Source organism: Lactobacillus sp. (genome assembly GCF_014803895.1).
In genome coordinates this window covers 1-18,484 of record NZ_JAAVAU010000021.1, presented here as the reverse complement: position 1 = coordinate 18,484, position 18,484 = coordinate 1, and the positions used below count along the sequence as shown (strand labels likewise).

The following is an 18,484-nucleotide window of genomic DNA, read 5'->3' as shown; positions in this document are numbered from 1 at the left end:
ACAGGTTCTGTGAGTTAGGTATGAGACCTTTCGGACATCGAAAGCTAATTCTCTGTAAGATCCTAAACACTACCTGTTGTTCCCAGAAACTCGGGAATTCATTCCCGATGTAGTTCATTTTCGAAAATACCATAAAATAGAAAAGCAACTAAAAAAAGCTGGGTTCATCTCAGCAATAAATACTGAGTTTTCACCAGCTTGTATTATTATAAATAAAAATAAAAAATGGATTCGTATCATAACATACGAATCCATTTTGTCTTGAATATTTTAGTACCAACCGTGAGTTAACCAGAAATTCTTAGCATTTACCCATGAACCGTAACGAGACTTAACATAGTTGTTAGCAACACGTTCTTGGTTAGCTGCTGAGTAGTCACCATTTAAATAGGAAGCGGATAGTTGGTATTTACCAATATATTGACCATTGCGTGCATTGTAATTATTGCCAGATTCACGCATTGCAATCCAAGCTTTAGCAGCAGCTTCGGCACTGGTAGGAGCTTGAGAAACTGTTTTCTTTGTTGTTTTCTTTGTACTAGTCTTTTTAGTGGTTTTCTTAGTAGTAGTTTTCTTAGTAGTGGTCTTTGTGGTAGTTGTAGTAGTTGTTTTTTGGGCATTTTTAGCAGCAGTAGTTAATTCACCCATAACAATATCATCGGCCTTAACCCATTGGTTTTCGCCAATCTTAAACCACATATTTCCATTTGGATCAACTGCGGTACTAGTGTATGTGTAGTTGGCACCGTACATAGCAGTTTGTCCAGTAAAAGTACCCTTGTAGTAAGAAGTCCAAATCTTAGCACCGTCTTTTGAGTCGATAGTGATCTTCTTAGTTTTAAGTGTTGTTGCAGCTTCTGCATGGGAAGCAGTAGTAGTTGTATTAATAGCTACAACACCAGTGAAAGCAAGAGCAGCACCGGCAGTTAATTTAATTAAGACTGACTTGAACTTATTCAATATAATTCTCCTTATAATTTAAGTTAATAATTAGCATTAAAAATTTGTTCTTCGTAATTGACATCTTTAATGATACGAGGAGATTATTGCAATTTTGTTACAAAACAGAGTCGATAAGGTTATAAAGCTATGAAAATCGTTAGTTTTTTTGTAATAAAGAGTAATTTTAGGTGAAATCCGCTAAAATTTGAGCAAAATCAGGCTGATGATTTATTTGTGGAATCATGTGAAACTTATTGCTAGTGGTTTGAAACAAATTTCTTGTTACATAAGGATGACCTATTTTAGTAAGCATATCTTCATCTTGGATAAGTCCACCGAAACCGATACAGTCTTTCAAGTCAATTGCAAAATAATCAGCCATAATTTTCATAGCGTTTGTACGTGAGACATCTTTGGTAAGAATATCTAGGGTATTATTGTTAAAAAAAGATATAGTTAAGTCTTTAATCTGAACTAGTTCTTTTTGGATTTGAAGTAATTCATCATGTTCACCCATAATTGAAATTTTATGAACCCCCTTAAGTTCAGTTAAGTGTTCAATAATAGTTGGAAATGGTTTGACTTGAGTTAATTCGATTTGGTTGGTAACAAAAGTATTGTTAATATTTTGAGTTAGCCAATTATAGCCACTGTAAATATTCCAAACAAGTTTTGGATATTTTTCTACTATAGTACAAATTTTAGTCGCAGTTTCAATACTCATAAATTGTGAATTTAGTGGAGAGCCCATTTCGTCGAGGACAAGTGCACCATCGTAAGCAATAATAGGAGATGCAGTAGTAATTTGACCTACAACAGTCAGCATAGCTTTGGGCATTCTATTAGAAACAGGAATAAATAGGTTGCCATGAATAATTTGTTTTCTAATGGCAGAAATTGTTTCCTGACTTAAAGGATAGTTTGGACTAATTAGGGTATTATCAATTTCACTAAAAATAAGTCTTGGAGTAGTCATAAAAAGCCTCTTTTCTATGTAGAATTATAGCAAAAAGCAGAAAATAGAAAAAAGTTTAATTATTTTGTTGACAATTTATTTTAAAATTAGTATAGTATTAGATGTTGATTGGCTTAGCTAGTCAAATGGTAATTAAATTGAACAACAAGTAAAAGTTCAAGGAAATGGGTTATAGCCAAGTGGTAAGGCAACGGTTTTTGGTACCGTCATGCGCTGGTTCGAATCCAGCTAACCCAATATTTATAATTTGCTTTAATTTTAAGTGTTTCGATGCTTGATATTAAAGCTTTTTTTATTTTTAAAAAGTTATCTGAATTTATAATAAAATTAATTTAACTTATTCAAACGACTAGAAGCGTAAAGCTTGCTAGTCTTTTTTTGTTCCTGACTTAACACTATAATATAAATATACTTAGATAGAACAGAGGTTATTATAGTGGAAACAAAACATGGTAGAAACTCTTTCTTTGACGGTGGTTTATTTGCCTATATTGGTTGGAAAATATTGGGCTTTATTTTGACAGTTTGTACATTCGGAATCTGTTTCCCTTGGGCAGTATGTTTAGTATATGGTTGGGAAACTAATCATACAGTAATTGAAGGACATAGGATGAAATTTGTTGGAAGTGCCTGGGGCTTATTTGGGAACTGGATTAAGTGGCTATTACTATCAATTATTACATTAGGGATTTATACTTTTTGGGTAGGAATAAAATTGCGTGATTGGAAAGCAAAGAATACTATCTTTATTAGTTAAATTAGTTAAGATTAAACTTTCGTTTTACAGTAGTTAATAATAAAATGAACGTAGAAATTAAGGTTCACAGTTAGAACAGAAAGAGAGGGACTTTTATGAGAAAAGTTGCTGTTATTGGGTTGGGTCACGTAGGTGCTACAGTTGCATATACTTTATTTACACATGGTATTACCGATACTTTACTTTTACTTGATAAAAATCAGGATAAGGTAGAAGCTGAGTACAATGATTTACGTGATACTTTAGCTAGGAATGACTATCATGTGAACGTTTTAATGCAAGACTGGAACAAGTTAAAAGATATGGATATAGTAGTTACTTCTTTTGGAGATATTGCAGCTACTGTTAAGACTGGTGACCGCTTTGCGGAATTTGATATTAATGCTAAAAATGCTAAAGAAGTTGGTAAACAAATTAAGGAATCAGGTTTTAGAGGTATTTTAATTAATATTTCTAATCCTTGTGATGCAATTTCCACTATCTTGCAAAATGCTAGTGGTCTTTCAAAACAACAGGTTTTTGGGACAGGTACTTTTTTAGATACTGCAAGAATGCAAAGGATTGTTGGAGAAAAGTTGAATGAGGACCCACGTAATGTAGAAGGTTTTGTTTTAGGAGAACATGGTGCTTCCCAATTTACTGCTTGGTCGACAGTACATATTAATGGCCGTAGTGCTGATGAATTGTTTAGCAAGGATGAGGAAGAGGAATTAAGTGCTCAACCTAATAAAAATTCCATTAAGGTAGCTTTTGGTAAAGGATATACTTCATATGCCATTGCCACTTGTGCTGTAAGATTAGTACAGGCTGTTTTTAGTGATGCAAAATTGTTTGCTCCTGTTTCTGTTTATCTAGATGAAGTAAAAACTTATATTGGTTATCCTGCAATTATCGGTAAAAATGGAGTAGAAAAAGTTGTTAAACTTCCATTGAATGATGAAGAAGATAAAAAACTACATTCTTCAGCTGATCTTATAAAAAAACATATTGCACAATTAAAATAGATTACAAAGAGATTCATTATGGATCTCTTTATTTTTTTATAAATAAATTTTTTTTGATTTTTTTGAAAAATATACTTGCATTTTATTACTATGTTAGGTATTATAATTAAGTAATCTTTCGGAGGCCTAGCGAAGTGGCTAAACGCGGCGGTCTGTAAAACCGCTCTCTCTGAGTTCGGTGGTTCGAATCCACTGGCCTCCATTGCTGGATTATCCAGCTGGTAATTAGTTGAACAACAAGTAAAAGTTCAATGAATTGGGTTATAGCCAAGTGGTAAGGCAACGGTTTTTGGTACCGTCATGCGCTGGTTCGAATCCAGCTAACCCAATTTTCTTATTTTAAGAAACCCAACCCTTGAAAAAACGTCTTCAATTGAAGACGTTTTTTTGTATTTTATTATAAAATTAAAAATCAGATACTACTTCTCCATCCCATTCAAGCATTCCTCCTTGAATGTTAATGATATCTTGATAACCGTGAGTATTCAAATAGTTACAGAATTGGTTTGAGCGATTACCAGATCGACAGATAAAGTAGTATTTTTTATCTTTTGGAAAATTAAATTCGCTTACTTTTGCTAATGGAAAATTGATACTTTCCGGTATATGTCCAGCTCCATATTCCATTGGTTCTCTAACATCAAAAAGCTTGATTTTAGGATTTTGATTTATTATTTCCTGTAATTGTTTAGTTGTAATTTCTTTCATAAATACCTCCTTACTTAATTAAAGCAAAAATTTAACGAAGAGAGTAGAATATATTTTTGAAAAAGTAGAAAGGACACGATTTTAGTGACAAAACTTGTTAAAGTTGGCGCCCGTGGTAGTGGCGTGGAATGGAAAGATGCTTTAAAAAATATTCAAGCTGATGATGTGTTACTTTTAGAACCTGGCTATTATAAATTAGAACAAGGGATGCAGGTGTGTGATTTAACAATTAAGGGGACTGGTAGTAGCCCAGAAGATACCATTATTGATGGGAATTTTATCTTAGGAGGGGATTGTAGATTTTTTACTTTAGAAAATCTCTGTCTCCAAACCCATACTAATTATAATCCTCTCTTTGTAGAAGACGTTGCGGATACTTATCTTACTTTACGGAATATAGTGGTAGAAGGTGGGATAGATAATACGGCAGCAATTGCGGTAAATGGACGGTGTACTTTAGAATTATTTTCCGTAAAGATTTTGGGTGCAAGTATTTCACTTTTTGAAAATGCAGATTTTCGGATTACAATGAATGATTGTTTAGTGGATTATGATTCTGATAAATATTCAGCTATTGGAATTCAGGGAAAAGGAACTGCAATAATTTCTAATTCAATTATTAAAGGAAGTTTGAGTACCTATACTAATTCTAATTGTGAGGTAGATTTAAATAATTCAGAAGTAACCGTAGCATTAATTCACGGTCAAACTTGGATGAATATGCTCAATTCTAAAGTTATTAGTGAAATTGATTCAAGTTTTTATGTATCAGATGATTCGTGGGTAAATATTGTTAATTGCAGTTTTGCGGGAGGAGTATTTTTAGATAAAAAAACACGTACACTTATGCAAAATTCTAATCTTGATCGGTTGATTGTATGCAATGAAGCTAGATTAACTATTAATAATAGCTCAATTTCAAGTCATGCCGATTTTCAAGATCAAGCAGAATGTGATGCAACTAGAGTAGTTTTTTCTAGTGGAATAGATTTTAGATATTTTGTAGCACTTAATGGTTCAGCATTTATGCGAGGACATGATTTAATTATGGATCCTAATAGTTCTACTTTAGCTGTCCAGGATAATGCTAGGGTAATTTTGAACGTTCTTTCTGATAAAAATCATAAGATGTTAGAAGTAGAGTGTGATAATAAAAATAATATTAATATTATTGGTATACCATGGGAGGTTAAAACCAATAATTAATCTGCTTTACCAATTAGACCAATTTACTTATAATATTACCTAGATTAATTAACTCGGACCAGGGAGGCACTAAAGTATGCAAGAACCAATGTATATTAAAATTCATAATCAAATTAAACGTGATATTGAAAATAAAAAATATGTTGTAGGTCAAAGAATTCCTGCAGAACGCCAACTGGCTTTAAAGTTTAATGTGTCGCGGATGACTTTACGTCAGGCAATTAAAACGCTTGAAGATGAGGGTATTTTAGAAAGAAGACTTGGTAGCGGTACTTATGTTGCTAGCCAAAAAGTTCAGGAGAAAATGTCCGGGGTAATGAGTTTTACCGATATTACTCGCTCTAATGGACAAGTACCCTCAAGTAAGTTAATTTCATATCGCATAACTAAACCGTCACTATCAGAAAAAGAGAAATTGAATATTAAGGATACTGATAATGTATTACGAATGGAGCGTGTCCGTTCAGCTGATGATGTGCCGATTTGTTATGAAGTAGCTACTATTCCGTATGATTTAGTTAAAGATTTTTCAAAAGAAGAAGTTTCTGCAAGCCTATATGATACTTTGAAGAAAAAAGGTGGCTATGAGATTGGAAATGTAACTGAAAATATTGGCGCATCGGTTGCTAGTGAAAATGATGCTCGTCTACTTTCTGTTAGAAAAGGTGAAGCGTTAGTAACGCGTCGTCAAGTAACTGAACTTAGTGACGGACAACCGTTTGAGTATGTACGCGCTTCTTATGTGGCTGAAAGATTTGAATTTACCTTTGCAAAGTAAAAGCTAGACCATAAGGTCTAGCTTTTTATTTAAGATCTTTTTTTATTTTAGTGGTGGAGATACCTGGTGTACGAGGAAGATAAATTACTTGGCAATAAGGTTTTAAAAAGTCAAATTGTCCTCGCCAGTCGTCCCCCATTACGAAGGTATCGATATGATGTTTCTTTATATCGTCAATTTTTTGATCCCAATCGTTTTCAGGAATAACTTCATCAACATATTTGATAGCTTCTAAGATATACTTTCTTTCTTCATAATTATTGTAAGCTTCTTTATGTTTTTTAAATTCATTAAAATCATCTGTTGATAATCCCACAATTAAGTAATCACCAAGTTTTTTGGCTCGTTTGAGTAACCGAACATGACCATAATGAAGTAGGTCAAAGGTACCATAAGTAATAACTTTTTTCATAATTTTCTCCTTAATATTATCTGTATTTTATCAAAAATGACTCCTCTGTTAAAATATAGGAAGATAATTAATGTTGAGTTTAATAATTTTGAGTAATAAAAATGAATAAAGTAAAAGTATTAGGAATAGATTTTGATAATCGCTCTTTAGAAGAATTTAAAAATGAATTTATTGGTAGATTAAATAATCATCTTTCAACGATGATTGTGACTGCTAACCCAGAAATTGTGATGGCAGCTAATAAAGATAAAAATTTCAGGAATATTATTCAGCATAATGCGGATTATGTGACTGCTGATGGAATAGGAATTGTTTTAGCAGGAAAAATGCAAAAAACTCCTCTAGCTGAAAGAGTAACTGGATATGATTTATTTACTTGGTTTTTATATATAGCAAATCTAAGAAAACTAAAAGTTTACTTAATAGGTGCTCAACCTGATGTCATTGAAGCTACTAAAATCAAATTAGCCAAAGATTATCCTGAAATAAAATTAGTTGGTGCAGAAGATGGTTATTTTAAAGATGATTTAAATACTGTAGCTAAGCGAATTGAAGCAACCAATCCTGATATGGTATTTGCGGCAATTGGTTTTCCAAGACAAGAAGAGTTAATTTCTATTATGAGGAAAGATAATCTTCCAGCAATTATGATGGGTGTTGGCGGTAGTTTTGATGTCTTTTCTGGAAAAGTTAAACGTGCACCTGTTGCTTTTCAAAAGTCACATTTGGAATGGTTCTATCGTTTAATTACTAATCCAACAAGATTTAAGCGAATGATGGTATTACCACAGTTTGTCGTAGAGGTACAAAAAAATAAAAATTCTCATAAGTAACATTGAGGTAAAAGATGAAAATTCTCCATATTAATGCAGGCTTAGAAAAGGGTGGCGGTTTATTTCATATCGTACATCTTTTAAGTGAAGCTAATAAAGAAGGTCAAGATTTTGAATTACTGACTTTGGCAGAAGGACCGGTAACGCAAGCAAGTAGAAAAGCTGGAATTAAAACAAGTGTTTTAGGAACACGCAGTCGTTATGATTTAAAAGCATTAAGTCGGTTAGCTAAATTTATCAATGATGGAAATTATGATATCGTTCATACTCATGGGGCACGAGCTAATTTATATGTATCTTTAATTAAGAAAAAAATTAATGCTAAGTGGCTAATTACTGTTCACTCAGATCCTTTAAGAGATTTTGAAGGTCGAGGGATGTTAGGTGAAGTTTTTACTAAATTAAATTTAAGAGCTTTACGTAGTGCAGACGGAATTTTAGCAATTACGCAAAATTTTGCTAGTATTTTAACTGAAAAAATTGGTATTAAAAAAACAAAGATTTGTGTAATTTATAATGGTATTTTTTTTCATCCTAACAATGAAATTCCAACTAAGTATGGTCATCCCTACTTCAATATTATTAATGTAGGACGAACTGAAAAGGTTAAAGGTCAAGATATATTGTTGAAAGCAATTAAGCAATTAGATAATTCTAATGTTCGCTTACATTTAGTTGGTGATGGTGGTCAACTTAACAATCTTAGAGCATTAGCACGTGATTTAGGAATTAGTAATCAAGTAACGTTTCATGGCTTTTTGAGCCATTCAGAAATACGAGAACTATATCGTAAAATGGATTTGGCTGTTTTAACTTCTTATTCTGAAAGTTTTCCATTAGTTTTACTAGAAGCTAGCGATAATTTAGTTCCAATTCTCTCTACTAATGTTGGAGATATTGAAAAAATGATTCCTAACTCTAAGTATGGTTTTATAACAAAGATTGGTGACGTAGATTCAATTACTAAGCAACTTAAAGTAGCCATTAATATGCCTAAAGAAGACTTAGTTAAAATGGCTAAAAAAGAAAAAGAATATCTTTCTAGGACTTTCTCAATGCAAAATCAGCTTTTAGTTATAGTTAACTACTACAAATCGATTTTAGGCGAAAAATATGGCGACTAAGAGAAGAAATGTTAACTATTTGTTAGTGGGCGTAAGTATTATTCCACTTTATTTACAACTGATAGATATTTTTTGGAATGAATCAGCTTTAAATTTTATCTTGAATACTGCGTATGCCTTATTTTTAGTGTTAGCTTTATTTTTTAGTGATTTAAACGATATTGATCAGTGGTTTTTGGAAAAAGCTACAACTTGGTTAAGTTTTAGTTTATGGTTTTTAAATATAATTGATCTTAGCGGCTTAGTAAGTATTCGTACTCCAGAATTTATTTACCAAATAGGACTTTTGACAACTACAGCAAGTTTATATTTTTTAGAAAGACATTTTACTTTAAAAAATATTTTATTAATTATAATTAATTTAAATTGTTTAGCTTATGTTTTTCCACCTGCGGGTGCGTGGGGATTACTAATTACAGTTTTAATTATACTTTCTCTCTATTTAGAAAGGTTTGCTATAACTTTTACGGAACAGTTTCGTTTAAGCTTATTGATTGTTTATCTAGCTGTAGCCTTATGTGCTGTAGTATGGGTAACTTTAGAATGGCCAATGTTTTCTTGGGAAAATATTCCATGGGCTATTGAAGCCGCTGCTTTGCCAGTTATTTTAATAGTAGCTGGAATATTTTGTAAAGCACAAGAGAGGATATTGCCGACCGTTTATGTATTTTTTGCAATTGGGTATTTTACTTTAGTTAGTGAGATAGGACTATTTATTGGTCAACCAAGGAAGTTAAATATTATTTTCTTAGTATTTTGTTTAGTAATATATGTTAATTTGTTTAATGTCTTTGGTTCAATTTATCTGGATAGAAATCATCGCAAAATTTCAGTAATTATCCCTGCTCATAATGATGAAGATACGATTGTTAAAGCATTACAGTCAATTAGAACTCAAACTTATCAAGATTGGGAAGTTGTGCTAGTTGATGATGGTTCTAGTGATAAAACAATGTCATATTTTAAACGGTATCTTAAGTATAATGAAATGCCGGTTAAATATTTTTCTATAAAACATAGTGGTCGCCTTAATGCGATTAGATTTGGTCTAAAACATATTAGTGGAGATATTTGTTATGTCTTAGATCCGAAAGATGCTTTGTATGATTGTAATGTGTTTTATCGAGCTATGGCAAGCTTATGTAGTGAAAAATGTGATGGGATTTTTGTTGGAATACAGGAAGAAAGTCGATTAGGAAAAATTCATGAAATTATTCGTTCTCCAGCATATTATGATAGTCGTGCCACTGTAGTTAAACTTGCTTTATCAAAAGGTCAGGATTTATTTGTACCATATATTTATTGGCGAAGAGAAGTTTTTGAAAGTAGTGTTAAGAAAAATCATTTAATTAATAATTTGCCAAGTTGGTATAATGCAAATAATAACCTTGGTTTAAGAATGGCAAACGCTAATTTTATTGGTTTGCGTCGGGGAGATAAACTAGCTCCAAAATCAAAGGATTTAGCTGATTTTTCAGGACAATTGCGTACTTTGCACCATATTTTGGCTAATTTTAAAATTAATTCCTTTACTACACAGTCACGTATTTATCAAAAAATGCGTCGCCTACATCTTTCGAGCATGGGGTTAATTTTCTTTAAAATGGGGCGGACAAGTTTGAAAAATATTACGCCTCACTTAATTGAAAAAGCTAGGCAAAAAAATATTTATTTAGATACTATTACAAGTTTTGCTAAAAATTATCATCCTCAAAAGGTAATTAAAGTAGTTTTACCAAATAAGTTAAAAGTTTATGACGGGTGTGATATGGAAGAATTTGAAAAAGATGTTTCTAAGCATCAACTTGATGACTTTTATTTCAAATTTATGAATCAATTATCTCAAGGGCCCGGTATAATGTACGTAGATTCATCTCAAAAGAAACGATTAGCAAGAATTTTAGAGTTCTTTACAATTAAAGATTATGTAACAATAGAGGAAAAAAGATGATACCAAAAATTATTCACTATGTTTGGGTAGGAGGAAATCCTAAACCTAAAAATATCCAAACTTGTATGAAAACTTGGAAAAAACATTTAGGTGATTATAAAATTATTGAATGGAATGAAAGTAATTTTGATATTCACGAAAATAAATATGTTGAACAAGCTTATAAAGCTAAAAAATGGGCCTTTGTATCTGATTATATTCGAGCTAAAGTAGTTTATGAATATGGTGGAATTTATCTTGATACTGATGTTTTAGTACTTGATAATTTACATGATTTATTAAAAAATCGGGCCTTTGTAGGTTTTGAAAATAAAGATAATCCATTTACTGCAGTTTTTGGAGCGGAACCAAAGCATCAATTGATTAAAGATATGCTTGATTATTACGATGATCGTAATTTTAAATTTGATAAAAATAATCAGTTAGCGGGTGTTAATACTGTTTCTGTCTCTGAAATTTTAAAAAATAAATATGGTGCTAAGCCTAATAATAAAGAACAATGGCTACCATATGGAATTCACGTTTATCCCGATGGGGTTTTATGTAATCCTTCAAAAAGGTCCAAGACTATTCATATTTTTACAGGAACTTGGATGGAAGGCGAAAAACCTTTAAAACGAAAAATTGTAACCGACTTAAAGTTGCATATTAAAACGCCATTTGAAGCAGGATTATATGCTAAAGTATTTAGATAATTGTTATCTGAATAAGTTTGATTATAATAGAAACAAACAATATTAAAAATTATTCTAGTGAGGAAAAATGTTAAATAAACGAATTGACCAAGAAGATTCATTGGTCCTCCATACTGACTTATATGAATTAAATATGATGTACACTTATTTTAAAGAGGGAATAAGTGAACGTAATGCTGTTTTTGAATTATTTTTTAGAAAAGAACCTTTTGGTAATGGTTATGCAGTTAATGCTGGTTTAAGCCGAGTAATTGATTATTTGAGTAACTTGCATTTTTCAGAAAGTGATTTAAAGTATTTGCAAGAGCAAGAAGGTTATGATGATGATTTCATTGATTATCTGCGTAACTTTGAACTTAAGCTAACAGTTCGCTCTGCCTTAGAAGGTGAGTTGGTTTTTGCTAATGAACCAATATTACAGGTAGAGGGACCTTTGGCTCAATGTCAATTAGTTGAAACTGCATTGTTGAATATTATTAATTTTCAAAGTTTAATTGCAACTAAGGCTGCAAGAATTAAGGTAGCAGTTGGCGATGATAGTTTAATGGAATTTGGAACGCGTCGGGCTCAAGAAACTGATGCTGCTATTTGGGGCACACGAGCTGCTTATATTGGTGGTTTTGATGCCACTAGTAATGTGCGCGCAGGGAAATTATTCGGAATTCCAATTTCTGGTACACATGCTCATGCACTGATTCAAGCATATAATGATGAATATAAGGCTTTTAAGGCATATGCGCAAACACATAAAAATTGTGTTTTTTTAGTAGATACTTATGATACTTTACGCAGTGGTGTTCCGACTGCAATTCGTGTCGCAAAGGAAATGGGTGATAAAATTAATTTCCAAGGTGTGCGTATTGACTCCGGTGATATGGCCTATATTTCTAAAAAAGTTCGTAAGCAATTAGATGATGCAGGCTTTACTGATGCTAAAATTTATGCTTCGAATGACCTAGATGAAAAAACTATCCAAAACTTAAAAATGCAAGATGCCAAAATTGATGTTTGGGGTGTAGGTACAAAGTTAATTACTGCTTTTGATCAACCTGCATTGGGAGGAGTTTATAAGCTAGTTTCTATTGAAAATGAAAACGGTGAAATGCAAGATACTTTGAAAATTTCTTCAAATGCCGTTAAAGTCTCAACTCCAGGTAAAAAACAAGTTTGGCGAATTTCTGCTAATGAAGCTAAAAAGAATGAAGGCGATTGGGTATCACATTATGATGAAGACCCAAGAGACTTTGATGCTTTGTTTATGTTTCATCCGCAATATACTTATATTAATAAGGTTGTTACTAATTTTACAGCTAGACCATTACTTCAAACTATTTTTGAAAGTGGTAAACTGATTTATAATGAACCAAGTCTTCAAGAAATTAAAGAATTTACAGCAAGTAATTTAGATGGTCTTTGGGATGAATATAAACGTTCATTAAATCCACAAGACTATCCAGTTGATTTGTCGCAAAAACTTTATGATCACAAGATGAGTTTAATTAATAATATTCGTTCAAAAATTGTTAAGAGAGGTTATTAAAATGCGCCCATTACAAGAAAAAATTATTGCTTACGAGCATGTTTTGCCAGAAATTGATCCTAAAAAAGAAATTCGTAAATCTGTTGATTTCTTAAAAGATTATTTAAAGGAAAATCCATTTTTGAAGAGTTATGTTTTAGGGATTTCTGGTGGGCAAGATTCTACTTTAACTGGAAAATTGGCTCAAATGGCTATTGAAGAAATGCGTGAAGAAACTGGAGATAATAGTTACCAATTTATTGCAGTTCGTCTACCTTATGGTGTGCAAGCAGATGCCAGTGATGCGGCAGATGCAGTTGCATTTCAAAAACCAGATCAAGATTTGATTGTTAATATTAAAGATCCAGTAGATGCAATGGTTAAAGCTGTGGAAGCCTCTGGACAAAAAATTACTGATTTTAATAAGGGCAATATTAAGGCGCGTCAAAGAATGGTAGTACAATATGCAATCGCTGGTGCTAATAAAGGTGCTGTAATTGGAACCGACCACGCAGCTGAAAACTTTTCTGGCTTTTATACTAAGTATGGCGATGGAGCAGCTGATATTACACCATTATTCCGTCTAGATAAGCGTCAGGGTAAGGCTATGCTTAAAGAATTAGGCTGTCCGGAACATCTCTATAAAAAAGCCCCAACTGCTGATTTGGAAGAAGATCGTCCTTCTCTTCCAGATGAAGTAGCGTTAGGTGTGTCTTATGAAGATGTAGATAATTATCTTGAAGGCAAAGAGGTTAGTGTGGAAGCTGCTGAGCAAATTGAAAAGTTGTGGAAAAAGAGTGAACACAAGCGTCATATGCCAGTAACTATTTTTGATACCTTTTATAAAAATTAATTTTGTAAGCAAGACCTCTGGCCAGAGATGGACATTGGTCTTTTTTGTTAGAGGAGAAAAAAGTGTCTACAAAATATTATAAGCAGTCGATATCTGAAGTTGAGCAAGAACTAAAAACTTCTCTTAAGACAGGTTTATCAAAAATAGAAGCTAAAAAACGTTTAGAACAAGATGGTCCAAATACATTGGGAACTAGGAAAAAACGTGGCTTATTGATGAAATTCATTGATCAATTTAAAGATTTTATGATAATTGTCTTGATTGTAGCTGCTGTTTTATCCGGCGTTATTGCTCATGAATGGACTGATGCTGCTATTATTATGATTGTTGTTTTGATTAATGCAATTTTAGGTGTTTTTCAAGAAGCAAAATCAGAAGCAGCTATTAATGCCCTAAAAGAGATGTCGACTCCTGTAGCTCATGTACGACGTGATAATGAAATTTTACAAGTATCAAGTACTGAGATTGTACCGGGTGATGTTGTATTACTTGAAGCAGGTGATGTTGTACCAGCTGATATGCGTTTAGGCTTAGCTGCAAGTTTAAAAATTGAAGAATCGGCTTTAACTGGTGAATCTGTACCAGTTGAAAAAAATACAAAGATTCCTAAGGGCGACGAGGTTGCTTTAGGTGATCGTGCTGATATGGCCTATTCAAATACTAATGTAACCTACGGTCGTGGTGAAGGCATTGTTACAGGAACTGGGATGACTACTGAAGTTGGTAAGATTGCTACGATGCTTAATGAATCTGATGAAACTGATACACCTTTAAAGCAGAATTTAAACCAACTTGGTAAGACCTTAACTATTATGATTTTAGCAATCTGTGTAGTTGTCTTTGTTGTAGGTATCTTTACCAAACAAGGTAGTGAACCAATGAACAAGTTAATGATTGATATGTTCTTGGTTGCTGTCTCGTTAGCAGTTGCCGCTATTCCTGAAGGACTGCCAGCTATTGTAACGATTATTTTGGCTCTGGGTACACAAGCTATGGCCAAACATAAAGCAATTGTCAGGAAGTTACCTGCTGTTGAAACATTAGGTGCTACTGATATTATTTGTTCAGATAAGACTGGCACTTTAACTCAAAATAGAATGACAGTTGAGAAGCTATATTATAATTCGTCTATTCATAGTAGTGATCAAAAGATTAATAAGGAGAATCCGTTATTACTTTCTATGATTTTAGTGAATGATACTAAAATTGAAAATGGTGGTAACCTATTGGGAGATCCTACTGAAACAGCACTTATTCAATATGCTTTTGATCAACAAATTGATGTTCAGGGCTTATTAAAACAAGATCCTCGTATTCAAGAAGTTCCTTTTGACTCAGAAAGAAAGCTCATGTCAACGGTGAATAAATATAAAAATGGAAAATTTTATGTTGCTGTTAAAGGAGCTCCAGATGAATTACTTAAACGGGTTACTTCTATTGAAAATGATGGACAAGTAAGCCCAATTACTTCAAAACAAAGAGACAAAATTTTAGCTACTAACCAAGATTTGGCCCAAAATGCTTTACGTGTCTTAGGATTTGCTTATAAAGTTATTGATGAACCTTATAAGACCCCAGTTACTAACAATGTTGAGCAAGATTTAGTTTTTGTGGGTCTAGTGGGAATGATTGATCCAGAGCGCCCAGAAGCCAAGGCTGCTGTTGCAGAAGCTAAAAGTGCTGGGATTAGAACAATTATGATTACAGGAGATCATCAGGTAACCGCGGCTGCAATTGCTGAACGTTTAGGGATTTTAAATCCTGGTAATAATGATGGTGTCCTTACCGGAGCTGAACTTGATAAATTATCTGATGAGTACTTTATTGAGCATGTTGCTGATTATAGTGTTTATGCACGTGTATCACCGGAAAACAAAGTCAGAATTGTTAAAGCATGGCAGGCAAATAATAAGATTGTGGCTATGACCGGTGATGGTGTTAATGATGCACCAAGCTTGAAACAGGCTGATATTGGTATTGGAATGGGAATTACTGGTACTGAAGTATCTAAAGGGGCGGCGGATATGATTTTAGCAGATGATAATTTTGCTACTATTGTTGAAGCAATTAAGCAAGGCCGTAAAGTCTTTGCTAATATTCAAAAGGCAATCCTTTACTTGATGAGCTGTAATGTTGGTGAAGTACTAACTGTATTTATGATGACAATGCTTGGTTGGGATATATTAGCTCCGGTCCAATTGCTTTGGATTAACTTAGTAACTGATACTTTGCCGGCTATTGCATTAGGTGTTGAGCCAGTGGAAGAGGGAATTATGAAGAAAAAGCCGCGTGGTAGAAACTCCAACTTCTTCTCTGGTGGTGTAGCTAGCTCGATTATTTACCAAGGTATTTTAGAAGGAATTTTAGTGCTAGGTGCTTATCAATTCGGTCTTCACGTAGGTCCTCATGTAGGTGAAGGTGCTTTGCAACATGGGGATGCCTTAACGATGGCCTTTTTAACTTTAGGGTTAATTCAGTTATTTCATGCTATTAACTCTAAATTTATCCATAAATCAATCTTCCGTAAGCAAACGCTGGAAAATAAGTGGTTTAATAGAGCAATCATTGTTTCTGCTTTGATTATGGCGGCAGTTGAATTGCCATTTATGACAAAATTGTTCGATGTTACTGAATTAAATGGTACGCAATGGCTTGTTGTTTTGATTGCAGGCTGTTTAATGATAGTTATTGTTGAGATTGTAAAGTTTTTCCAAAGAAGATTACCTAATAATTAATCTAATTCGTCTTAGAGTTAGTTAATGGTCAACGAACTTCTATCCATTCCTTTAGCTTAAGGAAAAATTGGGGTGTGGTGTTGGAAGAAAGGGAATTAATAAATAAAAAGTTTCATTATTTGAAACTTTTTTTATTTTGTTTTCTAATATACTCAATCCAAGTAATATTGTTAATCGAAAGGCGGAGACTCCATGGATAATAAATATCTCCTTTCAACTTTAGCTAAAGCTAAAGAAGTAATAGATCTAGTTAACAAAGAGGAATCTGTCACACTAAAGGAAACGATGCAAAGTTTAGATCTTTCAAAATCTACTACTTTTAGATTGCTCTATTCTTTAGTAGAGTTAGATTTTTTAGTAAAAAAAGATAATCAATACTTTTTGAAAAATAAGTTTAGGTCCACTAATAATCCCAAGATTAATTGGACGGCGGTACCTATTCTGAAGCCGTTAGTTGATAAATATCACTTGAGTGCCTACATTGGTATTATTTTTCAAAATAAAATAGTCATTACTCAAGTAGTACCTGCAAAAAATCATCAAGAAGATTTTAGTCGTCTGGGTGAAAGTATGCCGTTAAATACCACGGCAATGGGAAAATGTGCATTGGCATTTTTAAATGATGATGAAAGAGAAAAGTTATTAAAGTTAGATATTTTTTCAAGAAAGACAAAATATACTTTGACTGATAATTATGCCTTAAAGAAGTCATTGAAGATCATTAGGGAACAAGGCTATGCGTTAGATGATGAAGAGAAGGCAATAAACTTTCGTTGTTTAGCAGTCCCAATTATGCAAGATAGTAATAGTGTAGCTGTTATGGGGCTTTCGGGTAGGCTTGATGAATTAAAACGCTGTGATATTAAGAAATTGGCTCATGAGATGAAGGAAAAGAGTATTGAAATTGAGATGAAATTTTTAGAGTGAGGAATTAAATGTTTGATAAAAAGAAAACAGCTTTATTAGTAATTGACATGCAAAATGATAACATGTCTGTTGGTGGAAAATCAGAAAAGAGCGGCGCGGTTGAACATGCTAAAAAGCAACATGTAGTTGAACATATTGCTTCCTTAATTAACATGGCCCATGACAATAACATGCCAGTCTTTCATAATCAATTTGTTGTTAAAGATGGTGCACCTGGTGTAGGTACAAATGCTCCAATTTTTGAAAGTATTACTGAAATTGGCAGTGTAGTTGATGGCAGCTGGGGTGGTAACTTTGTTGATGGAATTGAAGTAGCACCAGAAGATTTTGTTTTGAAAAGAACTAGAATGAGTGCATTCAATGGTACACAGTTAGATATTTTGTTAAAGAATCTTGGTATTGAAAATGTAATTGTTACTGGTGTTTGGACTAATATGGCTGTTGAACATACTTGCAGGGATGCTGCCGATTTTGGTTATAAGGTCACAGTAGTTACTGATGGTACATCTACAATTAATGATGAATGGCAAAAAGCTGCAATGGACTATGCAATGAATAATATTGCTACGAAAAAGTCTACTCAAGATATTTTGAATGAAATGAAGGCGTAGTATAGTAAAGCTACACAAGAAAAATAGGGAGTGTTTTAATGCACTTCCTATTTTTTAGTTAACAGGCTTATGATTTAAATTAGTCCATCTTCTATCTATATGAAAGTATTCAAATTGAATAAATTTTATCTATGGTTTTCCTGAAATCTTTTTTCTGCATTGATATACTTAAATTATTAAAAAATGAATTATAATACGAATAGTTTTTTGAAATAATTAATTATAAGAAGATACTAGAACTAGCAACAAGATAATTTATAATATTACGAGCTGGTGAAAACTTGGTAATTCATTGCCGAGATGAAACCAGCTTTTTCGGTGATTTTCTATTTTATTTAGTATATTTTTGAATTTGCTATAATTTTTGCGACGAGGAGGTGAAAAAATGTTAGCTGGAATTAAATTAAGACTCTATCCCAATCAAGTTCAAAAAGATAAGTTAGCCCAAATGTT

At 32.8% G+C, this 18,484-nt stretch carries 18 protein-coding genes and 3 tRNA genes; 17 read left to right on the top strand and 4 right to left on the bottom strand.

The genetic code is table 11. From position 1 onward, the window contains the following. Positions 1–270: 270 nt before the first annotated feature. Both HDR40_RS06640 and HDR40_RS06635 read right to left on the bottom strand, forming a co-directional pair. Positions 271–960 (bottom strand): peptidoglycan-binding protein LysM, encoded by a 690-nt coding sequence (locus HDR40_RS06640; protein ID WP_290627728.1) that lies wholly within the window; start codon positions 958–960, stop codon positions 271–273. 166 nt (positions 961–1,126) lie between these two features. Continuing rightward, positions 1,127–1,918 (bottom strand): HAD-IIB family hydrolase, encoded by a 792-nt coding sequence (locus HDR40_RS06635; RefSeq protein WP_290627726.1) that lies wholly within the window; start codon positions 1,916–1,918, stop codon positions 1,127–1,129. Between the two features lie 165 nt (positions 1,919–2,083). On the opposite strand from HDR40_RS06635, the gene HDR40_RS06630 reads away from it, so the two are divergent. The 5 genes from HDR40_RS06630 (at position 2,084) to HDR40_RS06610 (ending at position 4,008) form a co-directional block, all read left to right on the top strand. Continuing rightward, positions 2,084–2,155, top strand: a tRNA-Gln gene (locus HDR40_RS06630). 199 nt (positions 2,156–2,354) lie between these two features. Continuing rightward, the gene (locus tag HDR40_RS06625) at positions 2,355–2,675 is read left to right on the top strand and encodes a DUF898 family protein (RefSeq protein ID WP_290627724.1); all 321 of its coding nucleotides are present in this window, start codon (positions 2,355–2,357) and stop codon (positions 2,673–2,675) included. 95 nt (positions 2,676–2,770) lie between these two features. Further along, positions 2,771–3,679 carry an L-lactate dehydrogenase gene (locus HDR40_RS06620; RefSeq protein ID WP_290627722.1) on the top strand — a complete coding sequence of 303 codons (909 nt, stop codon included), beginning with the start codon at positions 2,771–2,773 and terminating at the stop codon, positions 3,677–3,679. 120 nt (positions 3,680–3,799) lie between these two features. Then, positions 3,800–3,881: transfer RNA gene (locus HDR40_RS06615), tRNA-Tyr, on the top strand. Between the two features lie 55 nt (positions 3,882–3,936). Further along, positions 3,937–4,008: transfer RNA gene (locus HDR40_RS06610), tRNA-Gln, on the top strand. Positions 4,009–4,084: 76 nt separating this feature from the next. Here the strand turns inward: HDR40_RS06610 and HDR40_RS06605 are convergent. Beyond that, the gene (locus HDR40_RS06605) at positions 4,085–4,387 is read right to left on the bottom strand and encodes a rhodanese-like domain-containing protein (protein ID WP_290627720.1); all 303 of its coding nucleotides are present in this window, start codon (positions 4,385–4,387) and stop codon (positions 4,085–4,087) included. Between the two features lie 84 nt (positions 4,388–4,471). Here HDR40_RS06605 and HDR40_RS06600 point away from each other — a divergent pair, with 84 nt between their 5' ends. After that, a complete protein-coding gene (locus tag HDR40_RS06600; protein WP_290627718.1) occupies positions 4,472–5,593 on the top strand; it encodes a hypothetical protein in 1,122 nt (373 codons plus the stop codon). A gap of 76 nt (positions 5,594–5,669) precedes the next feature. Continuing rightward, entirely contained in the window at positions 5,670–6,371 is a 702-nt protein-coding gene (locus tag HDR40_RS06595; protein WP_290627716.1) for a GntR family transcriptional regulator, read from the top strand. A gap of 25 nt (positions 6,372–6,396) precedes the next feature. Here HDR40_RS06595 and tagD read toward each other — a convergent pair whose 3' ends face one another. Further along, a complete protein-coding gene (tagD, locus tag HDR40_RS06590; RefSeq protein ID WP_290627714.1) occupies positions 6,397–6,783 on the bottom strand; it encodes a glycerol-3-phosphate cytidylyltransferase in 387 nt (128 codons plus the stop codon). A 101-nt stretch (positions 6,784–6,884) separates the two neighbouring features. On the opposite strand from tagD, the gene HDR40_RS06585 reads away from it, so the two are divergent. The 10 genes from HDR40_RS06585 to HDR40_RS09925 all read left to right on the top strand — a co-directional run. After that, positions 6,885–7,616 (top strand): WecB/TagA/CpsF family glycosyltransferase, encoded by a 732-nt coding sequence (locus HDR40_RS06585; RefSeq protein WP_290627712.1) that lies wholly within the window; start codon positions 6,885–6,887, stop codon positions 7,614–7,616. Positions 7,617–7,630: 14 nt separating this feature from the next. Continuing rightward, the gene (locus tag HDR40_RS06580; protein ID WP_290627710.1) at positions 7,631–8,740 is read left to right on the top strand and encodes a glycosyltransferase; all 1,110 of its coding nucleotides are present in this window, start codon (positions 7,631–7,633) and stop codon (positions 8,738–8,740) included. Further along, complete coding sequence (locus tag HDR40_RS06575; RefSeq protein WP_290627708.1) at positions 8,730–10,691, top strand: glycosyltransferase family 2 protein; 1,962 nt, start codon at positions 8,730–8,732, stop codon at positions 10,689–10,691. Before HDR40_RS06580 ends, HDR40_RS06575 begins: the two co-directional genes overlap by 11 nt. Next, a complete protein-coding gene (locus HDR40_RS06570; RefSeq protein WP_290627706.1) occupies positions 10,688–11,386 on the top strand; it encodes a glycosyltransferase in 699 nt (232 codons plus the stop codon). The genes HDR40_RS06575 and HDR40_RS06570 overlap by 4 nt, the downstream gene beginning before the upstream one ends. Before the next feature lie 67 nt (positions 11,387–11,453). Next, entirely contained in the window at positions 11,454–12,926 is a 1,473-nt protein-coding gene (locus HDR40_RS06565; protein WP_290627704.1) for a nicotinate phosphoribosyltransferase, read from the top strand. A gap of 1 nt (position 12,927) precedes the next feature. Continuing rightward, entirely contained in the window at positions 12,928–13,758 is an 831-nt protein-coding gene (nadE, locus tag HDR40_RS06560) for an ammonia-dependent NAD(+) synthetase (RefSeq protein ID WP_290627702.1), read from the top strand. Positions 13,759–13,820: 62 nt separating this feature from the next. After that, on the top strand, positions 13,821–16,493 hold the full coding sequence (locus HDR40_RS06555; protein ID WP_290627700.1) for a calcium-translocating P-type ATPase, PMCA-type: 2,673 nt from the start codon (positions 13,821–13,823) through the stop codon (positions 16,491–16,493). A gap of 192 nt (positions 16,494–16,685) precedes the next feature. Continuing rightward, positions 16,686–17,420, top strand: coding sequence for an IclR family transcriptional regulator (locus HDR40_RS06550; RefSeq protein WP_290627698.1), 735 nt, complete (start codon positions 16,686–16,688; stop codon positions 17,418–17,420). Between the two features lie 8 nt (positions 17,421–17,428). Then, positions 17,429–18,031, top strand: coding sequence for an isochorismatase family cysteine hydrolase (locus tag HDR40_RS06545; RefSeq protein WP_290627696.1), 603 nt, complete (start codon positions 17,429–17,431; stop codon positions 18,029–18,031). 385 nt (positions 18,032–18,416) lie between these two features. After that, positions 18,417–18,484: helix-turn-helix domain-containing protein (locus HDR40_RS09925; protein WP_365936777.1), on the top strand; the 68-nt coding region annotated here is incomplete at its 3' end.

Bases quoted from the DNA above. Each gene is read 5' to 3' on its own strand.
- HDR40_RS06545 (WP_290627696.1), top strand. From the start codon at position 17,429: ATGTTTGATAAAAAGAAAACAGCTTTATTAGTAATTGACATGCAAAAT.
- HDR40_RS06575 (WP_290627708.1), top strand. From the start codon at position 8,730: ATGGCGACTAAGAGAAGAAATGTTAACTATTTGTTAGTGGGCGTAAGT.
- HDR40_RS06580 (WP_290627710.1), top strand. From the start codon at position 7,631: ATGAAAATTCTCCATATTAATGCAGGCTTAGAAAAGGGTGGCGGTTTA.
- HDR40_RS06585 (WP_290627712.1), top strand. From the start codon at position 6,885: ATGAATAAAGTAAAAGTATTAGGAATAGATTTTGATAATCGCTCTTTA.
- HDR40_RS06565 (WP_290627704.1), top strand. From the start codon at position 11,454: ATGTTAAATAAACGAATTGACCAAGAAGATTCATTGGTCCTCCATACT.
- tagD (WP_290627714.1), bottom strand. From the start codon at position 6,783: ATGAAAAAAGTTATTACTTATGGTACCTTTGACCTACTTCATTATGGT.
- nadE (WP_290627702.1), top strand. From the start codon at position 12,928: ATGCGCCCATTACAAGAAAAAATTATTGCTTACGAGCATGTTTTGCCA.
- HDR40_RS06620 (WP_290627722.1), top strand. From the start codon at position 2,771: ATGAGAAAAGTTGCTGTTATTGGGTTGGGTCACGTAGGTGCTACAGTT.
- HDR40_RS06595 (WP_290627716.1), top strand. From the start codon at position 5,670: ATGCAAGAACCAATGTATATTAAAATTCATAATCAAATTAAACGTGAT.
- HDR40_RS06635 (WP_290627726.1), bottom strand. From the start codon at position 1,918: ATGACTACTCCAAGACTTATTTTTAGTGAAATTGATAATACCCTAATT.
- HDR40_RS06550 (WP_290627698.1), top strand. From the start codon at position 16,686: ATGGATAATAAATATCTCCTTTCAACTTTAGCTAAAGCTAAAGAAGTA.
- HDR40_RS06570 (WP_290627706.1), top strand. From the start codon at position 10,688: ATGATACCAAAAATTATTCACTATGTTTGGGTAGGAGGAAATCCTAAA.
- HDR40_RS06605 (WP_290627720.1), bottom strand. From the start codon at position 4,387: ATGAAAGAAATTACAACTAAACAATTACAGGAAATAATAAATCAAAAT.